7 protein-coding genes are annotated in these 20,665 nt (G+C 64.4%); 6 read left to right on the top strand and 1 reads right to left on the bottom strand.

All coding sequences use genetic code 11. From position 1 onward, the window contains the following. Positions 1-53: 53 nt before the first annotated feature. Positions 54-5,534, bottom strand: a complete 5,481-nt coding sequence (locus FJ414_RS20225; RefSeq protein ID WP_140646113.1) for an alpha-2-macroglobulin family protein — start codon at positions 5,532-5,534, stop codon at positions 54-56. Positions 5,535-5,811: 277 nt separating this feature from the next. Between FJ414_RS20225 and FJ414_RS20220 the strand changes: the two genes are divergently transcribed. From FJ414_RS20220 to FJ414_RS20195, 6 genes are all read left to right on the top strand, one after another. After that, complete coding sequence (locus tag FJ414_RS20220) at positions 5,812-7,740, top strand: autotransporter assembly complex family protein (protein ID WP_140646112.1); 1,929 nt, start codon at positions 5,812-5,814, stop codon at positions 7,738-7,740. A gap of 2 nt (positions 7,741-7,742) precedes the next feature. Further along, positions 7,743-13,796 (top strand): translocation/assembly module TamB domain-containing protein, encoded by a 6,054-nt coding sequence (locus tag FJ414_RS20215; RefSeq protein ID WP_140646111.1) that lies wholly within the window; start codon positions 7,743-7,745, stop codon positions 13,794-13,796. 277 nt (positions 13,797-14,073) lie between these two features. Continuing rightward, positions 14,074-15,732 (top strand): ABC transporter substrate-binding protein, encoded by a 1,659-nt coding sequence (locus FJ414_RS20210; protein ID WP_140646110.1) that lies wholly within the window; start codon positions 14,074-14,076, stop codon positions 15,730-15,732. Positions 15,733-15,881: 149 nt separating this feature from the next. Beyond that, positions 15,882-16,916, top strand: a complete 1,035-nt coding sequence (locus FJ414_RS20205; protein ID WP_140646109.1) for an ABC transporter permease — start codon at positions 15,882-15,884, stop codon at positions 16,914-16,916. 11 nt (positions 16,917-16,927) lie between these two features. Beyond that, a complete protein-coding gene (locus tag FJ414_RS20200; RefSeq protein WP_140646108.1) occupies positions 16,928-18,085 on the top strand; it encodes an ABC transporter permease in 1,158 nt (385 codons plus the stop codon). 49 nt (positions 18,086-18,134) lie between these two features. Beyond that, on the top strand, positions 18,135-20,468 hold the full coding sequence (locus tag FJ414_RS20195) for an ABC transporter ATP-binding protein (RefSeq protein WP_140646107.1): 2,334 nt from the start codon (positions 18,135-18,137) through the stop codon (positions 20,466-20,468). The last annotated feature ends 197 nt before the right edge of the window (positions 20,469-20,665 follow it).

The following is a 20,665-nucleotide window of genomic DNA, read 5'->3' as shown; positions in this document are numbered from 1 at the left end:
CTTCACCCCGCCCAGAGACGGGGTGAAGGGAGATATCGGTGACCTTTTCATCGCTATTCCGCCTTGACCTCCATCACCCCGGTGGCGGTGCGGGCCGAGTATTGCGGCCGGTACATGTCCTCGACCGTCGCCGCCGGATGGGCGTAGGTGCCCGGCGTCACGGCGCGCACGACATAGGCCAGCGTGATGTTGCGGTCGCCGTCGCCTTCGTTCGGGTTGAAGGCGGCGACGAAGCGGTCGTCGCGGAACTCCAGATGCGCGGCGTCGGTCTGCGCCAGCCAGGAGAAGTTCGACAATTGCGCGCTGGAAACCAGGCTCGGATTGTCGATCTCGAAGCCGGCCGGCAACAGGTCTGTGATCAAGAGCCGCGACGGCCACTTGTTCTGCTCGTAGACCTTGAGCACGACCACATAGCGCTCGTTCTGCCTGGCCTCGGTGACATTGGCCTCGGTGCCGTCGAGCCTGTAGTAGGTGCGATCGATGGTGAAGCCGTCGCCGCCGGCCGGCAGCGGCTCGACCGGCGCGGCGACCGCGGTGACCACCGCCTGCAGCGGCGTCGCGCCGGTGTTGGCGATGGTGAGGGGGCTGTCGACGAGGTCGCTGCCAGCGACCTGGTCTGAATAACCGCCCGAATGCGGCGCGCCGTTGACGGAAAGCATGATGGAATCATTGCCTTCCTTCAGCGCTCGCGCGGCGAGCAGCATCCACGATTCATCCTGCGTGCTCGTCCAGCGGGCATCGGCGCGCGCCACGCCCACCAGCTTGATCAACTGCGGCATGATGCTCGGCACCGGCTTCGATTCCGCCGCCAGCGCCAGCATCGCCGCGCCGTCACGCAGCCGCGAGCCATAGTCCGAGCGGTACCAGTCGTAGTCGGTTTCCGATTGCGCCAGCCGCAGCGCCGTCTGAAAGGTGGCTTCCGAACGCTGCGTGTCGCCGTAGAGCGCGAGGCTCGCCGCCAACTGAGCGACCGCCATCGGGCTGGAGAAGGCTTCGATCTGCGTGTCGGCGTAATAGCGCAGATCGCCGATCGAGGCCTTCTTGTTGCGGGCGAGCACGTAGAGCGCATAGGCGATCTCGCTGCCCTTGTCCTGGACGTCCTGGTCGTAGCCCAGCGAGTTCTGCAGGTTGTTCAGCGCCTGGTTCATCGCCAGCGCGGGCACATCGTATTTCTCCTCGCGCGCCCGGGTCAGGAACTCGCTGACATAGGCGTCGAGCCACAGGTCGCCGGAGCCCGGCCCCCAGAGGCCGAAGCTGCCGCTTGCCGCCTGATAGGACAGGACCTTGTAGATCGCGTCCTGGATGCGTTGATGCAGGTCCGGGTCGCTCTCCATGCCGATGCTCTTGGCCATGTCGTTGACATAGAGCAGCGGCATGGCGCGGCTGGTGGTCTGTTCGGCGCAGCCATAGGGGTAGCGGTCGAGCGACATCAGCAGCGACGGCACGTCGAGCGCGGAGGACTGCGAAACGCCGACGCTGACCGAAGCGCCGTCGAGCACGCTTGCGGCAAGCAGTTCCTTGTCGACCCGCAGCGAGCCGCCATGCGGCTTCAGGTCGACAACCATGCGGTTGGTGACCGGAAGCTGCGCCGGCCGCACCGGCAGATAGAGCGTCTGCTCGACCTGAGCGCCGCCGGCATGCGCGAGCTTGACGGTAACGGAGGCGTCGCCCGCGGTCTTGGCGACCAGCGGGAAGGTGAGCGACTGACGCTTGCCCTGGGCGAGCGTCAGCTTCTCGGGCAGCGGCTTGTCGCCGGTCGAAAGGTCGCCGGTCGTGGTGACCGACAGCGCATAGTCGCCGGCCGGACCATCGGTGTCGGCAATGTCGAGGCGCATGGTCGCCGCATCGCCCGGCGCCAGGAAGCGCGGCAGGCCGGCGGTGATCACCACCGGATCGCGCACGATGACGTCGGCCTGGGCATGGCCGACCGCATCCTTCGTCCAGGCGACGGCCATGACGCGCACGGTGCCGTTGAACTGCGGGATGTCGAAGTCGATGCGCGCCTTGCCGTCGGCATCGAGCTCGACGGGGCCGGAGAAGAAGGCGACCAGCTTTTCGGTCGGCGGGCTGCCTTGCGCCTGCATGTTCGCTCCGTCGCCGCCGGTGCGTATCTTGCCCATGGTGCCGAGCGAGCCATCGATCAGGCGTCCGTAGAGGTCGCGGATCTCCAGCCCCAGCATGCGCTGGCCGAAGAACCAGTCCTCAGGGTCGGGCGCCTTGTAATTGGTGAGGTTGAGGATGCCGACATCGACGGCCGCCACCATCACATAGGCGTTTGTGCCGGCCTGGGCGCCGTTGACGGCGACAGGGATCGACAGCTGCTGGCGCGGCAAGGTCTTTTCCGGCGGCGTCAAGCTGACCGCCAGCTTCTTCGAGCCCGGATCGACCGACAGCCATTGGATGCCGATGGCGCGGGCCGGCATGCGCGACTCCTGCGCGTCGCCGGGCCGGAACAGGGTCGCCGTGACATAGGCGCCGGCGCCCCAGTCGTCGCCGACGGGGATGTCGACCGTGCTGCCGCCGGCCGGCACCGAAGCGGTGACCGTCTTCAAAAGCTTCTCGGCGCCGATGGTGACCAGAAGTTCGCCGGCAAAATGCGGCGAGACCTTCAGCTTGGCTACTTCGCCGGCGGCGTAAGTATCCTTGTCGAGGGCGATCTCCAGGCCGTCTGGCGTCTCGGTGGTGGTCGAGGCGACGTACCAGCCGGCGTCGAACTCATAGCTGGTCGCCGGACCATCAGGATCGGCCGTCTCGACCTCGAGCCGGTAACGGCCCCAGTCGACGGGCAGCGATACCGTCGCCTCGCCATCGGCCTTCAGGTCGACCGCGCCGTTGGCTACGGCCTTGGTGAGGTTCACCGCCTCGTAGTTCCAGGAATTGTTGGAACGGTACCATTGATAGTTCCGCTCGACCTTGACCAGCGACCACTGCGCGCCCTTCAGGTCCTCGCGCTTGCCGTTCGGGTCGACGGCGATGATGCTGAACTTCGCCGTGCCGCCTTGCGGCACCTCATCATCCGCGAAATCGGGGCGAATGCCGATGACGTCGCGCTGTGGGCGAACGCCGATGTCGAGCGAGCGCTCGACGGCGCGACCGCCGGCCTCGCGCATCCGCACGGTGACCTTGGCGTTGACCAGCTTGGTGGTCGACGGCAACTGGTCGATGGTGACCGGGAAGGTCGCCTTGCCGTCGTCGCCTACGACGGGAAGATTGGCGAGAGGCGTCACGGTCGGCTCGCTCGACTGCTCGTCGGCCAGGCCGAAGGTGAAGTCCTTGAAGCTGTCCCAACTGCTCGTGGTCGACAAAGTCATCTCGCCTTCGAGCGCCAGGCCCGCGGCCGGCGCGCCGTAAAGGAAGCGGCCGTCGACGGTGGCGTTGGCGGTCTCGCCCTGGGCGATCTCCTTCTTGTCGGCGGTCAGGTCGAATTCGATGCGATCCGGCACGAAATCCTCGACCAGGAACATCTGGCTGGCGACCGGCGCCTGCTTGGGATCGGTGTAGATCGACACCGTCCAGGTGCCGCGCATGGCGTTGGCCTCGAGCGGCAGGTCGACGGCGTGGCCGCCGGCGGACTCGCCATTGCTGATGACGCGGCGGTTCTCGACGCCGTCGGGACGCGTGAAGATGAAGGTCAGCGGCAGGTTCTCGACCGCCTTGGCGGCGCCGTCGCGGGCAAGGGCGGCGACGTGAACGTCCTCGCCGGCGCGGTAGATGCCGCGCTCCGTCCAGGCATAGACGTCGAGCGCGCCTGGCGAGGCGCGCCCCTCGACGCCGCGATCCGAAAGATCGAAGCCGGCCTTGCCCATGTCGAGGAAGACGAAGTCGTTGTCGCCCTGCTTGGCCATCAGCACGGCCGGCACCATGCCGTTTTCGCCGCGGGTGAGGCCAGGATTGAAGACGGCGTGGCCCTCGGCATCGGTGGTCGCCGTGCCGAGTATCTCGTTGTTCTTGGCAAGCAACGTCAGTTCGGCGCCCGAAATCGGCTTGGCCGAGCCCAGCGAACGGGCAAAGACGTTGAGGCCGTCCTGGCCGGTATAGGTGGAAAGGCCGATGTCGGAGACCACGAACCACTGCGTGGCGCGTGAACCGTAATCGTCGCTCTTGTCGTCGACCGGCTGCGCGGTCAGCACATAGACGCCGGGCTTGCGCTGCGGGATCGCCTCGTCCACCGGAAACGAAGTGGTAACCTCCTTGTTGAGATCATTGGCGATATCGAGCGTGCCCGACCAGACGGGCGCGCCCATCTGGTCGGAAATGGTGGAGATGTCATAGCCGTCGAGCTGATGCAGGAACTGATAACCGGACAGAAGCTGCGCCAGCGAACGATCGCCGATGCGGTAGAGCGTCATCTTGGCGGCGTTCATGTTGACGGTGACGACCGGAATGCCGCGGCGGGCGCCGGCCGGCAGCACGAAGCTGTCGCCGGTGAAGCGGGCGGAGGGAGCGCGGTCCTGGACGTAGATCGACAGCACGACAGGCGCGGCGATTGTCTCGCCGATCGCGGCCGGCAGGCCGGCGCGGAAGGTTACGTCATAATGCTGGCCGTGCTCCAAGCCTTCGACGCAGATCTGCTTGTCCTTGGCCTCGACGGCCTTGGGCGCGGCGTTGTCGACGGTAACGAACTGCGCATAGTCGACGCCGGTCTTGACCAGTTCCTCGGAAAACTGGGCGCAGATGCGCGGCGAGGAGGAATCGGCATCGACGGTGTGCTCGATGACGCGAAAACCCTTGCGCGCCTTGAGGTCGGCATAGTCGGCCTGGACGGCGGGCGAACTCATCAGCGCAAGGCTCGCCTCATAGGCCTGCAGCGACGGCCGGTACAGATCGCGCTTGTCGAGGCCGGCGCCGAGCAGGGCCAGCGCCTCGGCGCGGGTCTTTGCGGTGCGCACCAGCTTGTAGGCGTTGAAGGCCGCCGAGGTGGCGTTCATCGGGAACGTCGAGGGTTCGGTGGTGTTCGAGGCCGGCTCCACGGCGAGTATCTCGCGCGCCAGCGCCAGCCACAGCGCGCCGTCATCGGGCAGGACGGAGACCGCCGCCTGGTATTTCTGCATGGCAAGGCGATGGTCGCCGGTAAGTGCTGCCTGCTCGGCGGCCGCCTGCAGGGCAGCAAGCCCTTCGGTCGGCTTGTCATAGGCCGGATCGGTCAGGTGGTTGCGGAACTGCTGGGCCTGGTCGGCCATCCAGTTCGGGAAGAAGGCCAAGGCCGGCGGGGCGCCGATATCCGGGTCGCCATCGACATTCGCGACCTTGCCGGCGACGGCGCCGGTGAAGGATTTCAACTGGTTATAGTCGGATTTGAGAAAACACCATTTGGCCTTGGTGTTGTAGGTGAAGGCACGGCAGGCCGGGTCGCCGAGGCACGTGGTCTTGCACTGGTCGAGGCTGACATTCTGCTCCGACCGCAGGTCGAAGCCAAAATAGTCGGAATTGTCGGTCGTCACGATTCGCCGGGCTTCGGCCGCAAGTGCCGTGCCGCTGAAGGCGAAAAAGACAAGGAGAAGGAAAGAGAGACCACGAGCCGCGCGCATTGCCATACCACCCTCCAGACATCGCCAGCGTCCGGGCATGATCAAGCTTCGTGCAGGCTTGTCAACGCCGGAGCGCCGCAGGTTTATCACCCGCGAACGGTTTCCATGCCGGCCAAAGGCCGGTATTTCGACAGAACCTCTGTGAGACGGATCACACTTTCTTGCGGAATCGCAAAAGGTGTGAATTCCAAGCCCAGTCTATTTCAGACAATTGGATTGTGGCCCCTTTACGAACGTTGCGGAACTTCATTCCAATTTTAGTTTTGTCGACTAGGTTGTCTTAATGCCGGCGCATGAAACGCAGATGTCAGGAGGGTACGCGCCAGGGCGCGGGCTTCCGCGCGCCCTGCTTTTCGCGCTCATCTGCTCGACCATGCTGGCCGCGGAGGTACGGCAGGTGGCGGCTTTCGAGATTTTCGGCATCAAGCTTTGGGGTTCGTCCAAGGACGAGGATGCCGATGTCGTCGATCCGCTGCGCTACTCGGTGACGATCAATGCGCCTGACGCCGACAAGGATCTGGTCAAGAAGCTCGAAAATGCCTCGGCGCTGAAAAACGACGAGGACCATCCGGTGTCGGGATCGCTCGGCCTGATGGCCAAGGCGCGCGGCGACCGCGAACAACTGGTCGCCGCCCTATACGCCGATGCCCGCTACGAGGGCGTGGTCACCATCACGATCGACGGCAAGTCGATCGACGAGTTGCCGCCGGATGCGGAGTTCAAGGGGCCGCAGCCCATTCCGGTGGTCGTCACGGTTTCCCCTGGAGCGAAATTCACGTTGGGCAACATCCGGCTGAAGGGTGATGCGGCGGGATTGGCGGCAGCCGATTTCGGCCTGATTGCCGGCGGCGATGCCGGCTCCGGCGCGGTGCTCAAGGCCGAAGCGCTGATCGTGCGGGCGCTGAAGGAAGAAGGCAGGCCGCTTGCCAAGGTGACGGACCGCGAGATCGTCGCCGAGCACGCCACCTCGACGCTGGACGTGACGCTGACGGTGGCGGCCGGTCCGGTCGCCGGCTATGGCGACACGACGGTCGAGGGCACGGAAAAGGTCGATCGCGACTTCACCGAATACATGACCGGGTTGAAGCGAGGCCAGCAATATTCGCCGCAGGAGATCGACGATGCCCGCGACCGGCTGCTCGGGCTCGAAGTCTTCAACAGCGTGACCATCAAGGAAGGCGACAACCTCGACGCCAACGGCAACATCCCGATCGATGTCCAGGTGAGCGAGCGCAAGCCACGCTATTTCGGCATCGGCGGCACGTTCTCGAATACGGAAGGCCTCGGGCTCGAAGGCTATTGGGGACACCGCAACCTGTTCGGACAGGCGGAGAAGCTGCGTATCGATGGCTCGATCAGCGGCATCGGCAGCAACAGCATTTCCGCGCTCAACTACAATGCCGGCGTCATGTTCGAGAAGCCCGGCGTGCTCGGGCCGACGTCGAAATTCTTCACCGGCATCAAGACGGTGTTCGAGCACCCCGATGCCTATGATCATTTCTCGGTCAAGGGCGACGTCGGCGTTTCCTACGACCTCGACAAGAAGCAGCGGGTCTCGGCCGAATTCGACCTCGATTATTCGAAGATCACCGACGCCTTCGGCAAGCATACCTATCTGATCGCCAGCGTGCCGCTGCAATATGTCTATGACAGCCGCGACAACAAGCTCAACCCGACCAGGGGGTTCCGCTTCCTCGCCTATGCCGAGCCGAGCTACGACATATTGAACGGCGCGACCTTCCTGAAGCTGAAGGGCGAGGGCTACACCTACCAGTCGCTCGACACGGCAAGCAGGTTCGTGCTCGCCGAACGCGCGACGCTCGGCTCGATCGTCGGCACCGGGCTGCAGAACGTGCCCGCCGACCGGCGCTTCTATTCCGGCGGCGGCGGCTCGGTGCGCGGCTATTCCTACCAGGGCATCGGCCCGAAGGATATCGACGGCCAGCCGATCGGCGGTCTCTCCTTCTTCGAGACCTCGGTCGAGATGCGCATCGGCGTCACCGACACGATCGGCATCGTACCCTTCGTCGATGCCGGCACGGTCTCGACCAAATCCTTCCCCGATTTCTCGAATGTGAAGGTCGGCGCCGGCGTCGGCCTGCGCTATATTACTCCCTTCGGGCCGTTGCGCATCGACGCTGCCGTGCCGCTCAACCGCGATCCGGGCGATCCGCATTTCGGCATCTATGCCGGCATCGGCCAGGCGTTCTGACGATGAAGATGGTCTGGCGCATCCTCCGCATCTGCCTCTACACGCTGCTTGTGCTGCTCGTGGTGGCGATCGGCGCGCTTGTCGTTCTGACCGGCACCGAAGGAGGCCGGCAGAATCTCGCCAGCTTGGTATCGAAGATGGCTTCGGATGAGGACCGCAAGGTGACGGTCGCCGGTATCGAAGGCATCTGGTCGGGCGCATTGAGGGTCGACCATGTGGTGCTGGAAGACCGCGCCGGGCCCTGGATGGTGGCGCGCAAGGTGGCGCTCGACTGGTCGCCGACGGCGCTGCTCTCCTGGAATTTCAGTGCCGACCGCTTTGCCGCCGAGCGCATCGAACTGGCGCGGCTGCCACAGCCAAGCCAGCAGCCATCACAGGGCGGCTCGACGAGCCTGCCGGTTTCGATCGACGTCAAGCAGATCGACCTGCCGGAGATCGCGCTTGGCCAGGAGCTTGCCGGCAGCGGCATCGCCGAGCTGGCCGCCAAGGGCTCGCTCAAGGCGGATCCATCGCCACTGGCGATCGAGAGCGTGCTGAACGTGAGCCGTCACGACGGCAGAGAGGGCAATGTCGACGCCAAGATCCATTTTGCGCCGGCCGACAACAAGCTCGACCTCGATCTCAAGGCTTCGGAGCCGGCGGGCGGCATCATCGCCAATTTGCTCAAGCTGCCGGATGCGCCGCCCATCAACATCGTGGTTTCCGGCAGCGGACCTTTAGCCAACTGGAGCGGCGTCGGCACCTTCATGGTCGACGGACGGATCGTCAGCCAGTTGACCGGCCGGCACCAACTCACCGACAAGGGCCACCGCATCGAGGCCAAGGGCGACGGCCAGTTCGAAGGCTTCCTGCCGGAGAAGATAAAGGCGCTTTTTGCCGGCAAGACGAGCTTCGACCTCGCCGGAACAGCGACCACGTCGGGCGGGGTCGATATCGAGCGCGCGACCATAGAGAGCGATGCTGTGCACGGCGCCGCGACCGGCAATGTCGATCCGAAGGGCGCCAGCGACCTCGCCGTCGAGCTCTCCGCCAAGGACAAGCCGGTCACTGTCGATGTCGGCAACAGCGCTGCACCGATCCTGGTCGCCGTCGAAAAGGCAACGGTGCGCGCCTTTGGCGACGGCAAGGCGCCGATGGTCGATATCGGCACGTCGCTTACCTCGGTGGCCGTCGGCGGGACCCAGCTCAACAATATTACGGGCGAGATCCATTCCGACGGCTTCGATATCGGGAACCGCAGCGGCCCGGTCAACATCAAGCTCGCGGCCGCCGGCCTAAAGACGGATGTGGCGACGCTGGCGCCGCTGGTGACCGGCAAGCTCGCCGCGGATCTTTCCGGCACGATCAGCCGCGAGACCGTGACCATCGAGAAAGGCACCTTGCGCAGCGATGCGCTCAATGCGGCGCTGACGGCGGGCGTGTCGCTTGCCGATCTGTCGATGACGCTGAAGATGAATGCCGACGCCGTCTCGATGGCATTGCCGCCGCAGATCAGCTCCCTGCTCGGCGAGCGGGTGAAGTTTTCCGCGACCGCGACCCGCGACCCGCAGGGCGCGTTCGCCGCCAACTCGCTGGAGATCAGCTCTGGCTCGCTCAGCGCCAGCGGCACCGGCAGCATGCAGGGCTCGGACATCCAGGCCAGCGTCAAGGGCACGTTGGGCGACGTCTCGCCGCTGTCGTCGCTCGCTGGCACGCCGCTCGCAGGCGGGGTCAATTTCGCGCTGAGCGCGAGCGGCCCGCGTTGGGCGCCGGATTTCACGGTGTCAGCCGACAGCGCCAGCCTGACGGCCGCCGGCCGCACGGTGAAGGACATCAAGCTCTCGGCCAAAGGCAAGGCCGACATCGCCAATCCGTCGGCCGACATCTCGCTGACCGGCAACGCCGAGGGCCAGGCGCTGGATATCGAGGCCTCGCTGGTGACCGCCGACGGCAAGCGCTCGATCAAGGGGCTGAGCCTGGCGCTCGGCGACAACAAGGTTTCGGGCGATCTCGCGCTCGACGACAAGTTCCTGCCGCTCGGCACATTGACGCTTGCCGTGCCCGACATCGGACCGCTTGCCGCCCTGGCAAATCAGACCGCGACCGGCGACATCAACGGCACGATCGCCTTTGCCAAGGAGGGCGAGGCGCCGACCGTCACCATCAACGCGACCAGCACGTCGATCGCGCGCGGCGAGCTGGCGGCAAAGACGATCACCGTCGACGCGCTGATCGCCAACTACCTCAAGGGGCCGGCGATCTCGGGCACCATCAAGGCCGACAGCGTCAGTTCCGGCGGCACGGTCATCAGCGGCATCGGCATCGATCTGAGGCGCGACGGCGACTGGACGAACTTTACCGGAGGCGCGACGGCGTCCGGCATTCCGGCCACCGCCACCGGGCGCGTGAAGATCGCCAACGGCACGACAAGCGTGGAAATCGCCTCCGGAGAGGCGACGGTGCGTGGCATCAAGGCGGCAATAGCCGAGCCTTCCAGCCTCTCCATCGCCAATGGCGTGACCGCCATCGAGAAGCTCGCGCTCAATCTCGGCGGCGGCTCGGCGACGGTTTCCGGCAGCGCCGGTCAGGCACTGGACCTGACGGCCAATCTCGCCAACCTCCCGCTGGCACTCGCCAATGATTTCGTGCCCGGCCTCGACGGGGCCGGAACGCTTGAAGGCACGGCACACGTCACGGGTCCATCGTCCAATCCCGACATTCAGTTCGACGCGAAGTTGGCGGGCGCCGAGACCAGCCAGACCAGGCAGGCGGGGCTCGGGCCGCTGGATCTGGACGCTGCCGGTACCTACACGCTGGCGGGCGGCGTCGCCCTGGACCACGCCACGCTTTCGGGCGAAGGGATTTCAGGCAAGGCCGCCGGCACTCTCAACCCGAACGGCGCCAGCGATTTCTCCCTCGACCTTACCTCATCCGGACCCAGCCTGCCGTTGACGGTCGGCAGCGCCCAAAGCCCGGTCAAGATCGCCGTCCAGTCCTTGTCGGCAAAGATGGCGGGCGAAAGCACGCAGGCGCGGCTCGATGTGTCCGCGATCCTGCCTTCCATTGCCGCCAGCCAGGCGACGGTCGACGGCCTCATCCTGGCGCTGCATTCGGATGCCTTCGACCTCAAGGGGCGGGCAGGTCAGGTTTCCGGCACGGTGTCGGTGGACAGGATTGGCCTCGACAACCAGTTGATCGCGCCGCTGATCGCCGGCAAGGTCACGGCCAAGGTCAATGGCCGCCTGACGACCGATGCCGTTGCCGTCGACAGCGGCTCCTTGAGAAGCGATGCGCTCAACAGCCAGGTCGCCGGCCGGATATCGCTGGGCGACGGTTCGGTCTACCTCAATATGAACGCCAATGTCGCCTCTTCAGCCTTGCCAGCGGCGGTACGCGGCATGCTTGGCGAGAGCGCTGCGTTGAGCGCCTCGCTGAAGCGCGATGCCAATGGCAATGTCAATATCGACGGGCTGAAGCTGAATTCGGGCGCGCTCACCGCCGATGGCCAGGCGAGCCTTGCCGACAGCAAGCTGGCCGCCGGGATCAGAGGCGCGTTGAACGACGTTTCAGGGCTCTCGAAAGACGCCAAGGGCGCCATTGCCTTTGCGCTCAATGCGCAAGGCCTGGTTACCGCGCCCGACCTGTCGATGACGGTGAGCAGCGACCGGCTTTCGGTGGCGGCGCGCGAGATCACCGGATTGAAGCTGACGGCCACCGGCAAGGCCGACGCCGCCAATCCGGCGGCCAATGTACAGCTCACCGGCAACGTCGCCGGACAAAACCTCGAGGGCAGCGCGGTGCTCGCCACGACCAATGGCAGCCGCGCGATCAACGGGCTTCTGCTGTCGCTCGGTCCGAACAAGATCTTCGGCGACCTCATCCTCGACGATGCCTTCGTGCCGGTCGGCACCGTTTCGCTCGACCTGCCCGATATCGGGCCGCTCGCCGCGCTGGCCCTGGAAAAGGCCGAGGGCAATGTGCGTGGCACGATCGCTTTCACCAAGGCGGCCAACGGACCCACCGTCGCGGTCAAGGCGAACACCTCGGAGATCAAGCGCGGCGATCTCTCGGCCAGGAATGTCGCCATCGACGCGCAGATCGCGAACTATATGGCAGCACCCGTCATTGCCGGCACGGTGCGCGCCGAGAGCGTGACGTCCGGCGGCACCGCCATCACCGGCATCGATGTCGATCTCAAGCGCGACGGCGACTGGACCGGTTTTTCCGGCGGCGCCACCGTCAAGAACATCCCGGCCAAAGCCGCCGGCCGCGTGAAGGTCGCCAACGGCACGACGACCGTCGAGCTCGCCTCTGGCCAGGCGACCGTGCAGGGCATCAAGGCCGCGATCGCGCAGGCCTCGACGATCACTGTCGCCAACGGCGTGACGACGCTCGACCGGCTGGTGCTCATTCTCGGCGGCGGCACGGCGACGGTGACGGGCAAGGTCGCGCAGGCACTCGACATCAACGCCAACCTGGCGAGGGTGCCGATCTCGCTCGCCAACAGCTTTTCGCCGGGTCTCGACGCGGCCGGCTCGATCTCGGGCACCGTCAAGGTCACCGGTGCCCCGGCATCCCCCTCGGTCGCCTTCAACATCGATGCTTCCGGCGTGCAGACCTCGCAGACACGCAGCGCAGGCCTCGGCGGCATGAATGTGTCGTCGTCGGGAACCTTCGCCGGCAACAAGCTCGCCTTCGACGCCAACATCAGCGACGGCGCCGGGCTCGGCCTTAAGGGTGGCGGCACGGTTGCGACGGCAGGCACGCCCACCTTGGCGCTCGACTTCAACGGCAAGGTGCCTTTTTCCTTCCTTGCCGCCAAGCTCGCCGCTCAAGGTCTGGCGCTCAACGGCACCGCCAATGTCGATGTGCAGGTGCGTGGCCCTGCATCCGCGCCGGTGATCAGCGGCAAAGTCACGACATCCGGCTCGCGCCTTATCGATGCCCGCTCCGGCCTGGCGGTCAACGATATCGCCGCCGACGTCGCGATTGGCGGCGGCGTCGCCAGGATCAACCGCTTGACCGGAAAGCTGTCGACGCGCGGCAACCTGTCGGCGAGCGGCACGGTGGGCATCACGCCGGCGCAAGGTTTTCCGGCCGACCTGTCGGTCAAGCTCACCGATGGCCGCTACACAGACGGCCGGGTGGTAACCGCCAATCTCGGCGGCGACCTGACGATCAAGGGGCCGCTCGTCTCTGCGCCGGTGATCGCCGGCACGATCAACCTGGCAAGGACGGTCATCACTGTCCCGGAAAAGCTGCCGGGATCGCTTTCGGCGCTGGATGTCAAGCACAAGAACGCGCCGGCGTCGGTGCGGGCGCAGGACAAGGCGCTGCGTCCGGCGACGTCCAGCGGCGGCAGCAACGGCGGCAGCGGCCTGACGCTCGACGTGACGGTGAACGCGCCGAACCAGATCTTCATCCAGGGCAGGGGCGTCGATGCCGAACTCGGCGGCTCGCTGAAGTTGACGGGCCCTGCCTCGGCGCCGCAGGCAGTCGGCACTTTCACCTTGCAGCGCGGACGGCTGATCATCCTCTCCAAGCGGCTGACCTTTACCGAGGGCACGATCGGGTTCCAGGGTTCGCTGGTGCCCTATCTCAACATGACGGCGACCACGACGACGAGCAGCGCCACGGTCACGATCCTCGTGTCGGGCGAGGCGACCAATCCGAAGTTCACCTTCTCCTCCGTGCCGGCGCTGCCCCAGGACGAGGTGATGGCGCAGCTCATCTTTGGCCAATCCATGTCCAAACTGTCGCCGCTGCAGATCGCGCAGCTTGCGAGCGCCGCCGCGCAGCTGGCTGGCGTCGGCGGCTCGACCTCGCTGCTCGAGAACCTGCAGAGCGCCATCGGCGTCGACGATCTCGACGTAACGACGGACGAGAAGGGCGGCACCGCGGTTTCGGCCGGCAAGTACCTCAACGACCGCACCTATGTGACCATACAGAAGGGCGACAAGCCGGGCTCCGGCAAGGCCACGATCGACCTCAATGTCGGCCGCGGCGTGAAGCTGCGCGGCGAGGCCAATGACGCCGGCGAGGCAAAGGGCGGCGTCTTCTACGAACGCGAATATTGAGGGTGCGCGGCCCTTCCAAGGCCAGTCGAAGCGGCCGCTCGCCATGGCCACAGAGGCCCTAATCCTCATAAAATGTATTGATTTAATCGCCCGCGACGAATTTTGGGAAAATCCGCCTCACGCTAACAAATTTGCGTCAAGACTGTCGCTATCGCGCGAACCGTATTGCAACCAAAGATGCACATTCCCTAACATGTTCCCACTTCACACCGTGTTTTGACATCACGGCTTGGATGCGGAATGTTACAAGGCGGAAAGCCAACAATGGGAGTAAGTCATGGCAATCTACAAGAGCAATGGTGACCGTGTTCCGGATCACATCCTGAAAATGGCCGAAGAAGCCAAATCGGGCGGCGTGGACCGCCGCGAGTTTCTGGCTTTGGCAAGCGTCTTCGGCGCATCGACGGCAATGGCCTATGGCATGCTCGGCCTCGCCGCGCCTACCCCGGCCCGGGCCGAGGACGTGCAGGGCAAGAAGGGCGGCGTGATCAAGGTCGCGATGTCGATCAAGGATCCGAAGGATCCGCGCACCGCCGACTGGTCCGAAATCTCCAATGCCGAGCGCCAGGCGCTCGAGCCGCTGGTGAAATACACCAAGGAATACACCTTCGCGCCGTATCTGCTGGCGAGCTGGGACATCAATGACGACGCCACGGAATATACGCTGCATGTGCGGCCGGGCGTCGAGTGGAACAATGGCGACAAGTTCACCGCCGACGACGTGATCTACAATTTCACCCGCTGGGCCGATAAGGGCGCGGAAGGCAATTCGATGCCTGGCCGCCTCGGCAGCCTCGTCGACGACACGACCAAGAAGCTGCGCGACGGCTCCGTCGTCAAGGTCGACGACATGACGGTCAAGCTCAAGCTGTCCAAGCCCGACATCGCCATCATCCCGAACCTGTGCGACTACCCGGCGCTGGTCGTGCACAAGACCTTCGACGAGAAGGGTGCCAACTTCAAGAACTGCCCGATCGGCACCGGTCCGTTCGAGCTGGTCTCCTACGACGTCGGCCAGAAGGTGGTCTACAAGCGTCGCGAGACCGGCAAGTGGTGGCAGGGCGAGGCCTTCCTCGACGGCGTCGAGTTCATCGATTACGGCACCGATCCGGCGGCGACCGTCTCGGCTTTCGAGTCGGGCGAAGTCCAGACCAACCACGAAACCACCGCCGACTACATCAAGATCATCGCGGATGTCGGCGCGCCGGTTTCGGAAGTCGTGACGGCAGCCACGGTTGTGTCTCGCTTCAACGTCACCAAGAAGCCCTATGACGACCAGAAGGTTCGTCAGGCGATGTTGCTTGCCGTCGACAATGCCACCGTGCTGCAGCTCGGCTATGGCAATGCCGGCACGCCGGCCGAAAACCACCATGTCGCGCCGATCCATCCGGAGTATGTCAAGCTGCCGGAGGTCAAGCGCGACATCGCCAAGGCCAAGCAGATGCTGACGGAAGCCGGCGCGATCGATTTCGAGCACGAGCTGATCAGCAACGACGAGGACTACCACAAGAACACCACGGACGCGATCGCGGCTCAGCTGCGCGAGGCCGGCATCAAGGTGAAGCGCACCGTGCTGCCGAGCTCGACCTTCTGGAACGACTGGACGAAGTATCCGTTCTCGGAAACCAACTGGAACATGCGTCCGCTGGGCATTCAGGTCATCGCCATCGCCTACCGCTCCGGCGAAGCCTGGAACGAGACCGCTTACGCCAACCCGGACTTCGACAAGAAGGTGAACGAGGCGCTCGGCATCGCCGATGCGGAGAAGCGCAAGGTTGTGATGAAGGACATCGAGCAGACGCTGCAGGATTCCGGCATCATCATCCAGCCTTACTGGCGCAAGCTCTACATCAACATCAAGCCCGAGGTGAAGAACCACTCGATGCACCCTACCTACGAGCACGACTTCGGCAAGGTCTGGCTCGACCAGGCGTGATCCATGGCGTGATGAATACGAGGGGCCGCGGCCCCTCGTATCTCAAGCTTCGTCGCCGCTGCATATCCTGCGGCGGTGGCGGGGCCTCATCCGCTTTTCGAAACAGGGTTGAGCCTATCTGACCCCAACCCGGCCGGCAGGGGGCGCGCATGTTCTCATTCATCGCCAGACGCATCGGCACCATACTGCTCACGATGCTGTGCCTGACGCTGGTCGTGTTCTTTCTCGTCAATCTCGAGCCCAATCTCAAGAAACTGGCGATCAGCCAGACCGAGATGCACACGCCCGCCGACCAGCTTGAAAGCTGGCTGGTCAACCATGGCTACCGGCAGAATTTCTTCGTGCGCTACGGCCAGTGGCTGGGCGTCCTGCCGAAGCATCCGATCACCGATCCGGCGACCGGCAAGACGACGCAACGCTTCTCCTTCTGCAACGACCCGATCGAACCGACATTCTCCGGCGTTCTGCAGGGCGATTTCGGTTGCTCGACCAAGTTCAAGACGACGGTCGGGGCCAAGCTTTTCCCGGCCCTCGGCGCCACCGGATTGCTGATGTTCTGGGTGCTGGCGGTGATGGTGCCGATCTCGCTGCTGATCGGCATTCTCGCCGGCATGCGCGAAGGCTCGCGCACCGACCGTGTGCTGTCCGTGGCCTCGATCGCCTCGACGGCGACGCCCGAATATGTGTCGGGCGTCATCTTCACCGTCATCTTCGCCTCCTGGCTCGGCTGGCTGAACGGCTCGGCTGCGTCCGCCAGCCAAGGCATCACCTTCTACAATTTCACGCTGCCGGTGATCACGCTGGCGATCTACGGCATCGGCTATATCGCGCGCATGACACGCGCCTCGATGGTCGAGGTGATGACGCAGCAATATATCCGCACCGCCCGGCTGAAGGGCCTGTCCTTCAGCAGCGTGGTCATCAAGCATGCGTTGCGCAACGCGTTGATCGCACCCTTCACCGTCATCATGCTGCAGTTCCCGTGGCTGCTCACCGGCGTCGTCATCGTCGAGGTGATGTTCCGCTACCAGGGCTTTGGCTACACGCTGGTCGAAGCCGCCGGCAACAATGACATCGATCTGCTGCTCGGCTGCTCGCTGGTCTCGGTGTTCATCGTGCTGATCACGCAGCTCATTTCCGATGTCGGCTACGCGTTTCTCAATCCGCGTATCAGGGTTCAGTAGGGGCAGGGCCGATGCAAACCGAATATATCAGCGCCTTCGACGTGGTTATCGGCGTGCTCTGGCGGTTCTGGCCGGTGTGGGTCGGGCTCATCCTGGTGATGGGCGCCAGCTTTACCTACAAGAAGCGGCTCGGCCTCTACGGCCAGCTTTTCGACAGCGGCGTCGGCATCGCCGGCGTCTTCATCTGCCTGTTCTGGCTGTTCACGGCGATCTTCGCCTCGACCATCTCGCCCTTCGACCCGTTGGCGCAGATCTCGGTGATGAAGGACACGCTGCCCGGCGCGATCGAGCCGGCATCGAAGCTCGTCTATTATTTCGGTGGCGACAAGCTTGCCCGCGACGTGTTCTCGCGCATGGTCTATGGCAGCCAGATCGTGCTGATCATCGCGCCGGCCGCCACCGGCTTCGCGCTGATGGTCGGCATCACGCTCGGCCTGCCGGCCGGCTACTATGGCGGCAAGATCGACACGCTGCTGTCGTTCCTTGCCAATCTGGTGCTGGCCTTCCCGGTCATCCTCTTGTTCTACCTGCTGGTGACGCCGGGCATCATGGACACGCCGATCCCCTATGCGATGGCGGGATTGTTCTTCCTGTTCCCGATCATCTTCTTCAGCGTCCTGTTTTGGACGCGGTTCAAAAACCGGCCGGATCGGCTCTATATCCTGCTTGGCATCACGCTGGTGGTCGGCGGCTGGATCTATGCGGGCCTCGTCTTCGACAAGGATCCGTTCCATATCGTCCACATCGATCCGAACCAGCTCAACATCTTCGTGGCGGTGGTGTTCGCTTCCAGCCCCGGCGTGTTCCGCATCGTGCGCGGTCTGACCATGGACATCAAGACGCGCGACTATGTTGCGGCGGCGCAAACGCGCGGTGAATCGCCCTGGTACATCATGCTGTGGGAGATCCTGCCCAATGCGCGCGGTCCGCTGATCGTCGATGCCTGCCTGCGTATCGGCTACACGACGATCCTGCTCGGAACGCTCGGCTATTTCGGCCTGGGCCTGGCGCCGGAGAGCCCCGACTGGGGCACCGCGATCAAGGACGCCAGCCGCCTCTTGCGTTCCTTCATCCACCCGGCGCTGCCGCCGACAATCGCATTGATGTCGTTCGTGCTGGGGCTGAACCTGTTGGCGGATTCGCTGCGTGAACAGTCGATGAAGGATTGATGGCGGGGCTTTCGGCCCCATCTTCCAAGAACAAGGATTGGAGCGACCCATGAACGAGGCAGTTCGAGATCCAGCCAAGGCGACCGGTCAGCCGATCATCGAGATCGAGAACCTCTCGATCTCCTTCTTCACCCGCAAGGGCGAGATCCCGGCCGTGATGGATTTTTCCTGCACGGTGATGCCCGGCGAGGCGATGGGCATCGTCGGCGAATCCGGCTGCGGCAAGTCGACCGTGTCGCTCGGCATCATGCGCGACCTTTCCAACATCGGAAAGATCGTCGGCGGCAAGATCAAGTTCCAGGGCAAGGACATGGGCGAGCTCTCCGAGGAAGAGCTGCGCTCCATCCGCGGCAACAAGATCGCCATGATCTACCAGGAGCCGATGGCGAGCCTCAATCCGGCGATGAAAATCGGCCAGCAACTGATGGAAGTGCCGCTGATCCACGACAAGGTGTCGAAGGAAGAGGCGCATAATCGCGCGCTGGAGATGGTGCGGGCGGTGAGGCTGCCCGATCCCGAGCGCATGATGCGCTCTTATCCGCACCAGCTGTCGGGCGGCCAGCAGCAGCGCATCGTCATCGCTATGGCGCTGCTGTCCAAGCCGGCGCTCTTGCTGCTCGACGAGCCGACGACGGCGCTCGACGTCACCGTCGAGGCCGGCATCGTCGAGCTGGTCAAGGGGCTGGGCGAGAAGTTCGGCACCTCGATGATCTTCGTGTCGCACAATCTCGGTCTCATCCTCGAGACCTGCGACAAGATCACGGTGATGTATTCCGGCGAGGCGGTCGAGACCGGCAAGATCGAGGATGTGTTCGACCGGATGCGCCATCCCTATACGCAAGGGTTGTTCCGCTCGATCCCGCTGCCCGGCGCCGACAAGAACTCACGGCCGCTGATCTCTATTCCCGGCCAGTTGCCGCTGCCGCACGAGCGGCCGAAGGGTTGCAATTTCGGCCCACGTTGCCACCATTTCGTCGAGGGCGTCTGCAACGCCGCGGAAATCCCGATGATCCCGGTCGACGGCCATGAGGGGCATTTCTCGCGCTGCGTGCGGTTCAACGAGATCGACTGGGAGGCACTGCCGCCTGGCGCCAAGAAGGTCAATGAGAAGGTCGAGCCCGGCGCGCCGGTGCTCAAGATCGACGATCTCAAGAAATACTACAGGGTTGGCGGCAGCGAGGTGTTCGGCTCCAGCGAAGGCCGCGTCGTCAAGGCCAACGAGACAATCTCGTTCACCGCGCGCGAATCCGAGACGGTTGCGATCGTCGGCGAATCCGGCTGCGGCAAGTCGACACTCGCCAAGGTGCTTCTGGGACTGGAGACCGCCAGTTCCGGCACGGTGACGCTGGGCAACAAGGAGATCCAGTCGACCGGCATCGAGAGCCGCAATGTCGAGACCGTGTCTTCGATCCAGATGGTGTTCCAGAACCCGTTCGACACGCTGAACCCCAGCCACAGCGTCGGCTCGCAGATCATCCGCACGCTGGAGAAGTTCAAGGTCGGCAAGAATGTCGCCGAGCGGCGCCAGCGCATGCTGGAGCTGCTCGACTTGGTGAAGCTGCCGCGCGCCTTCGAGACCCGCAAGCCACGCCAGCTGTCGGGCGGCCAGAAGCAGCGCATCGGCGTCGCGCGCGCCTTTGCCGGCGACGCCAAGGTGGTGGTGGCCGACGAGCCGGTCTCGGCGCTCGATGTCTCGGTGCAGGCGGCGGTGACCGAACTGCTGATGGACATCCAGCGCAAGAACAAGACGACGATGCTGTTCATCAGCCACGATCTGTCGGTGGTGCGCTACATCGCCGACCGCGTCGTCGTCATGTATCTCGGCTATATCGTCGAGCAAGGCACGACCGATCAGATCTTCTCGCCGCCTTACCATCCCTATACCGAGGCGCTGCTCTCGGCGATCCCGATCGCCGACACGAGCGTGGTCAAGAAGCACATCGTGCTCGAAGGCGACATCCCGTCGGCGATGAACCCGCCGACCGGCTGCCCGTTCCAGACGCGCTGCGGTTACAAGAAGCTGGTGCCGGACAATCTGTGCGAGACCAAGGTGCCGCCGGTGAAGAATCTCGGCGACGGCCATATGAGCCTGTGCTGGCTTGCCGACGACGTGCTGGCGAAGATGGAGCCGGTCATCAAGTTCGACAAGGAGCATGCCGCGCATGAGGGCGTGCCCGAAGATGCGCCGCACGGCGAAGGCCCGGGATTTGCGGCTTCGCCGCCGAAGCGTCCACGGGGCAAGAAGGCCAGTGCCGAAGCCGATGCGACCGGAGAGGCCATCGAGGAGAATGACGCCGTCTTGCGAGCCCGTCGTCACGAAGTCCGCGACGAGACATCGGAAACCGGTGTTTCAAAGCCGAAGGACACGACAAGGCGTCACTAGTGCGTTTCACCGTTTCATGGAAATGGCGAAACGCCCTATCTCTTTGTTTTGACGCAATTCCGGACGGCAGGCTGCGGCGAAGTCGCCCAGCCCAACCGCTCATACTTTCCTGGAATTGCTCTAGGCGGTGGTGACGATTTAACTATTTGAGCCAGATGGCGATAGCGGCGAGTTTGACGAAGCCCATGAAGTTGGCG

It is taken from the genome of Mesorhizobium sp. B3-1-6, from assembly GCF_006439555.1.
Classification (GTDB): domain Bacteria; phylum Pseudomonadota; class Alphaproteobacteria; order Rhizobiales; family Rhizobiaceae; genus Mesorhizobium.
The sequence above is the reverse complement of the archived record's forward strand: the minus strand, read 5'-3'. Positions and strand labels throughout refer to the sequence as shown.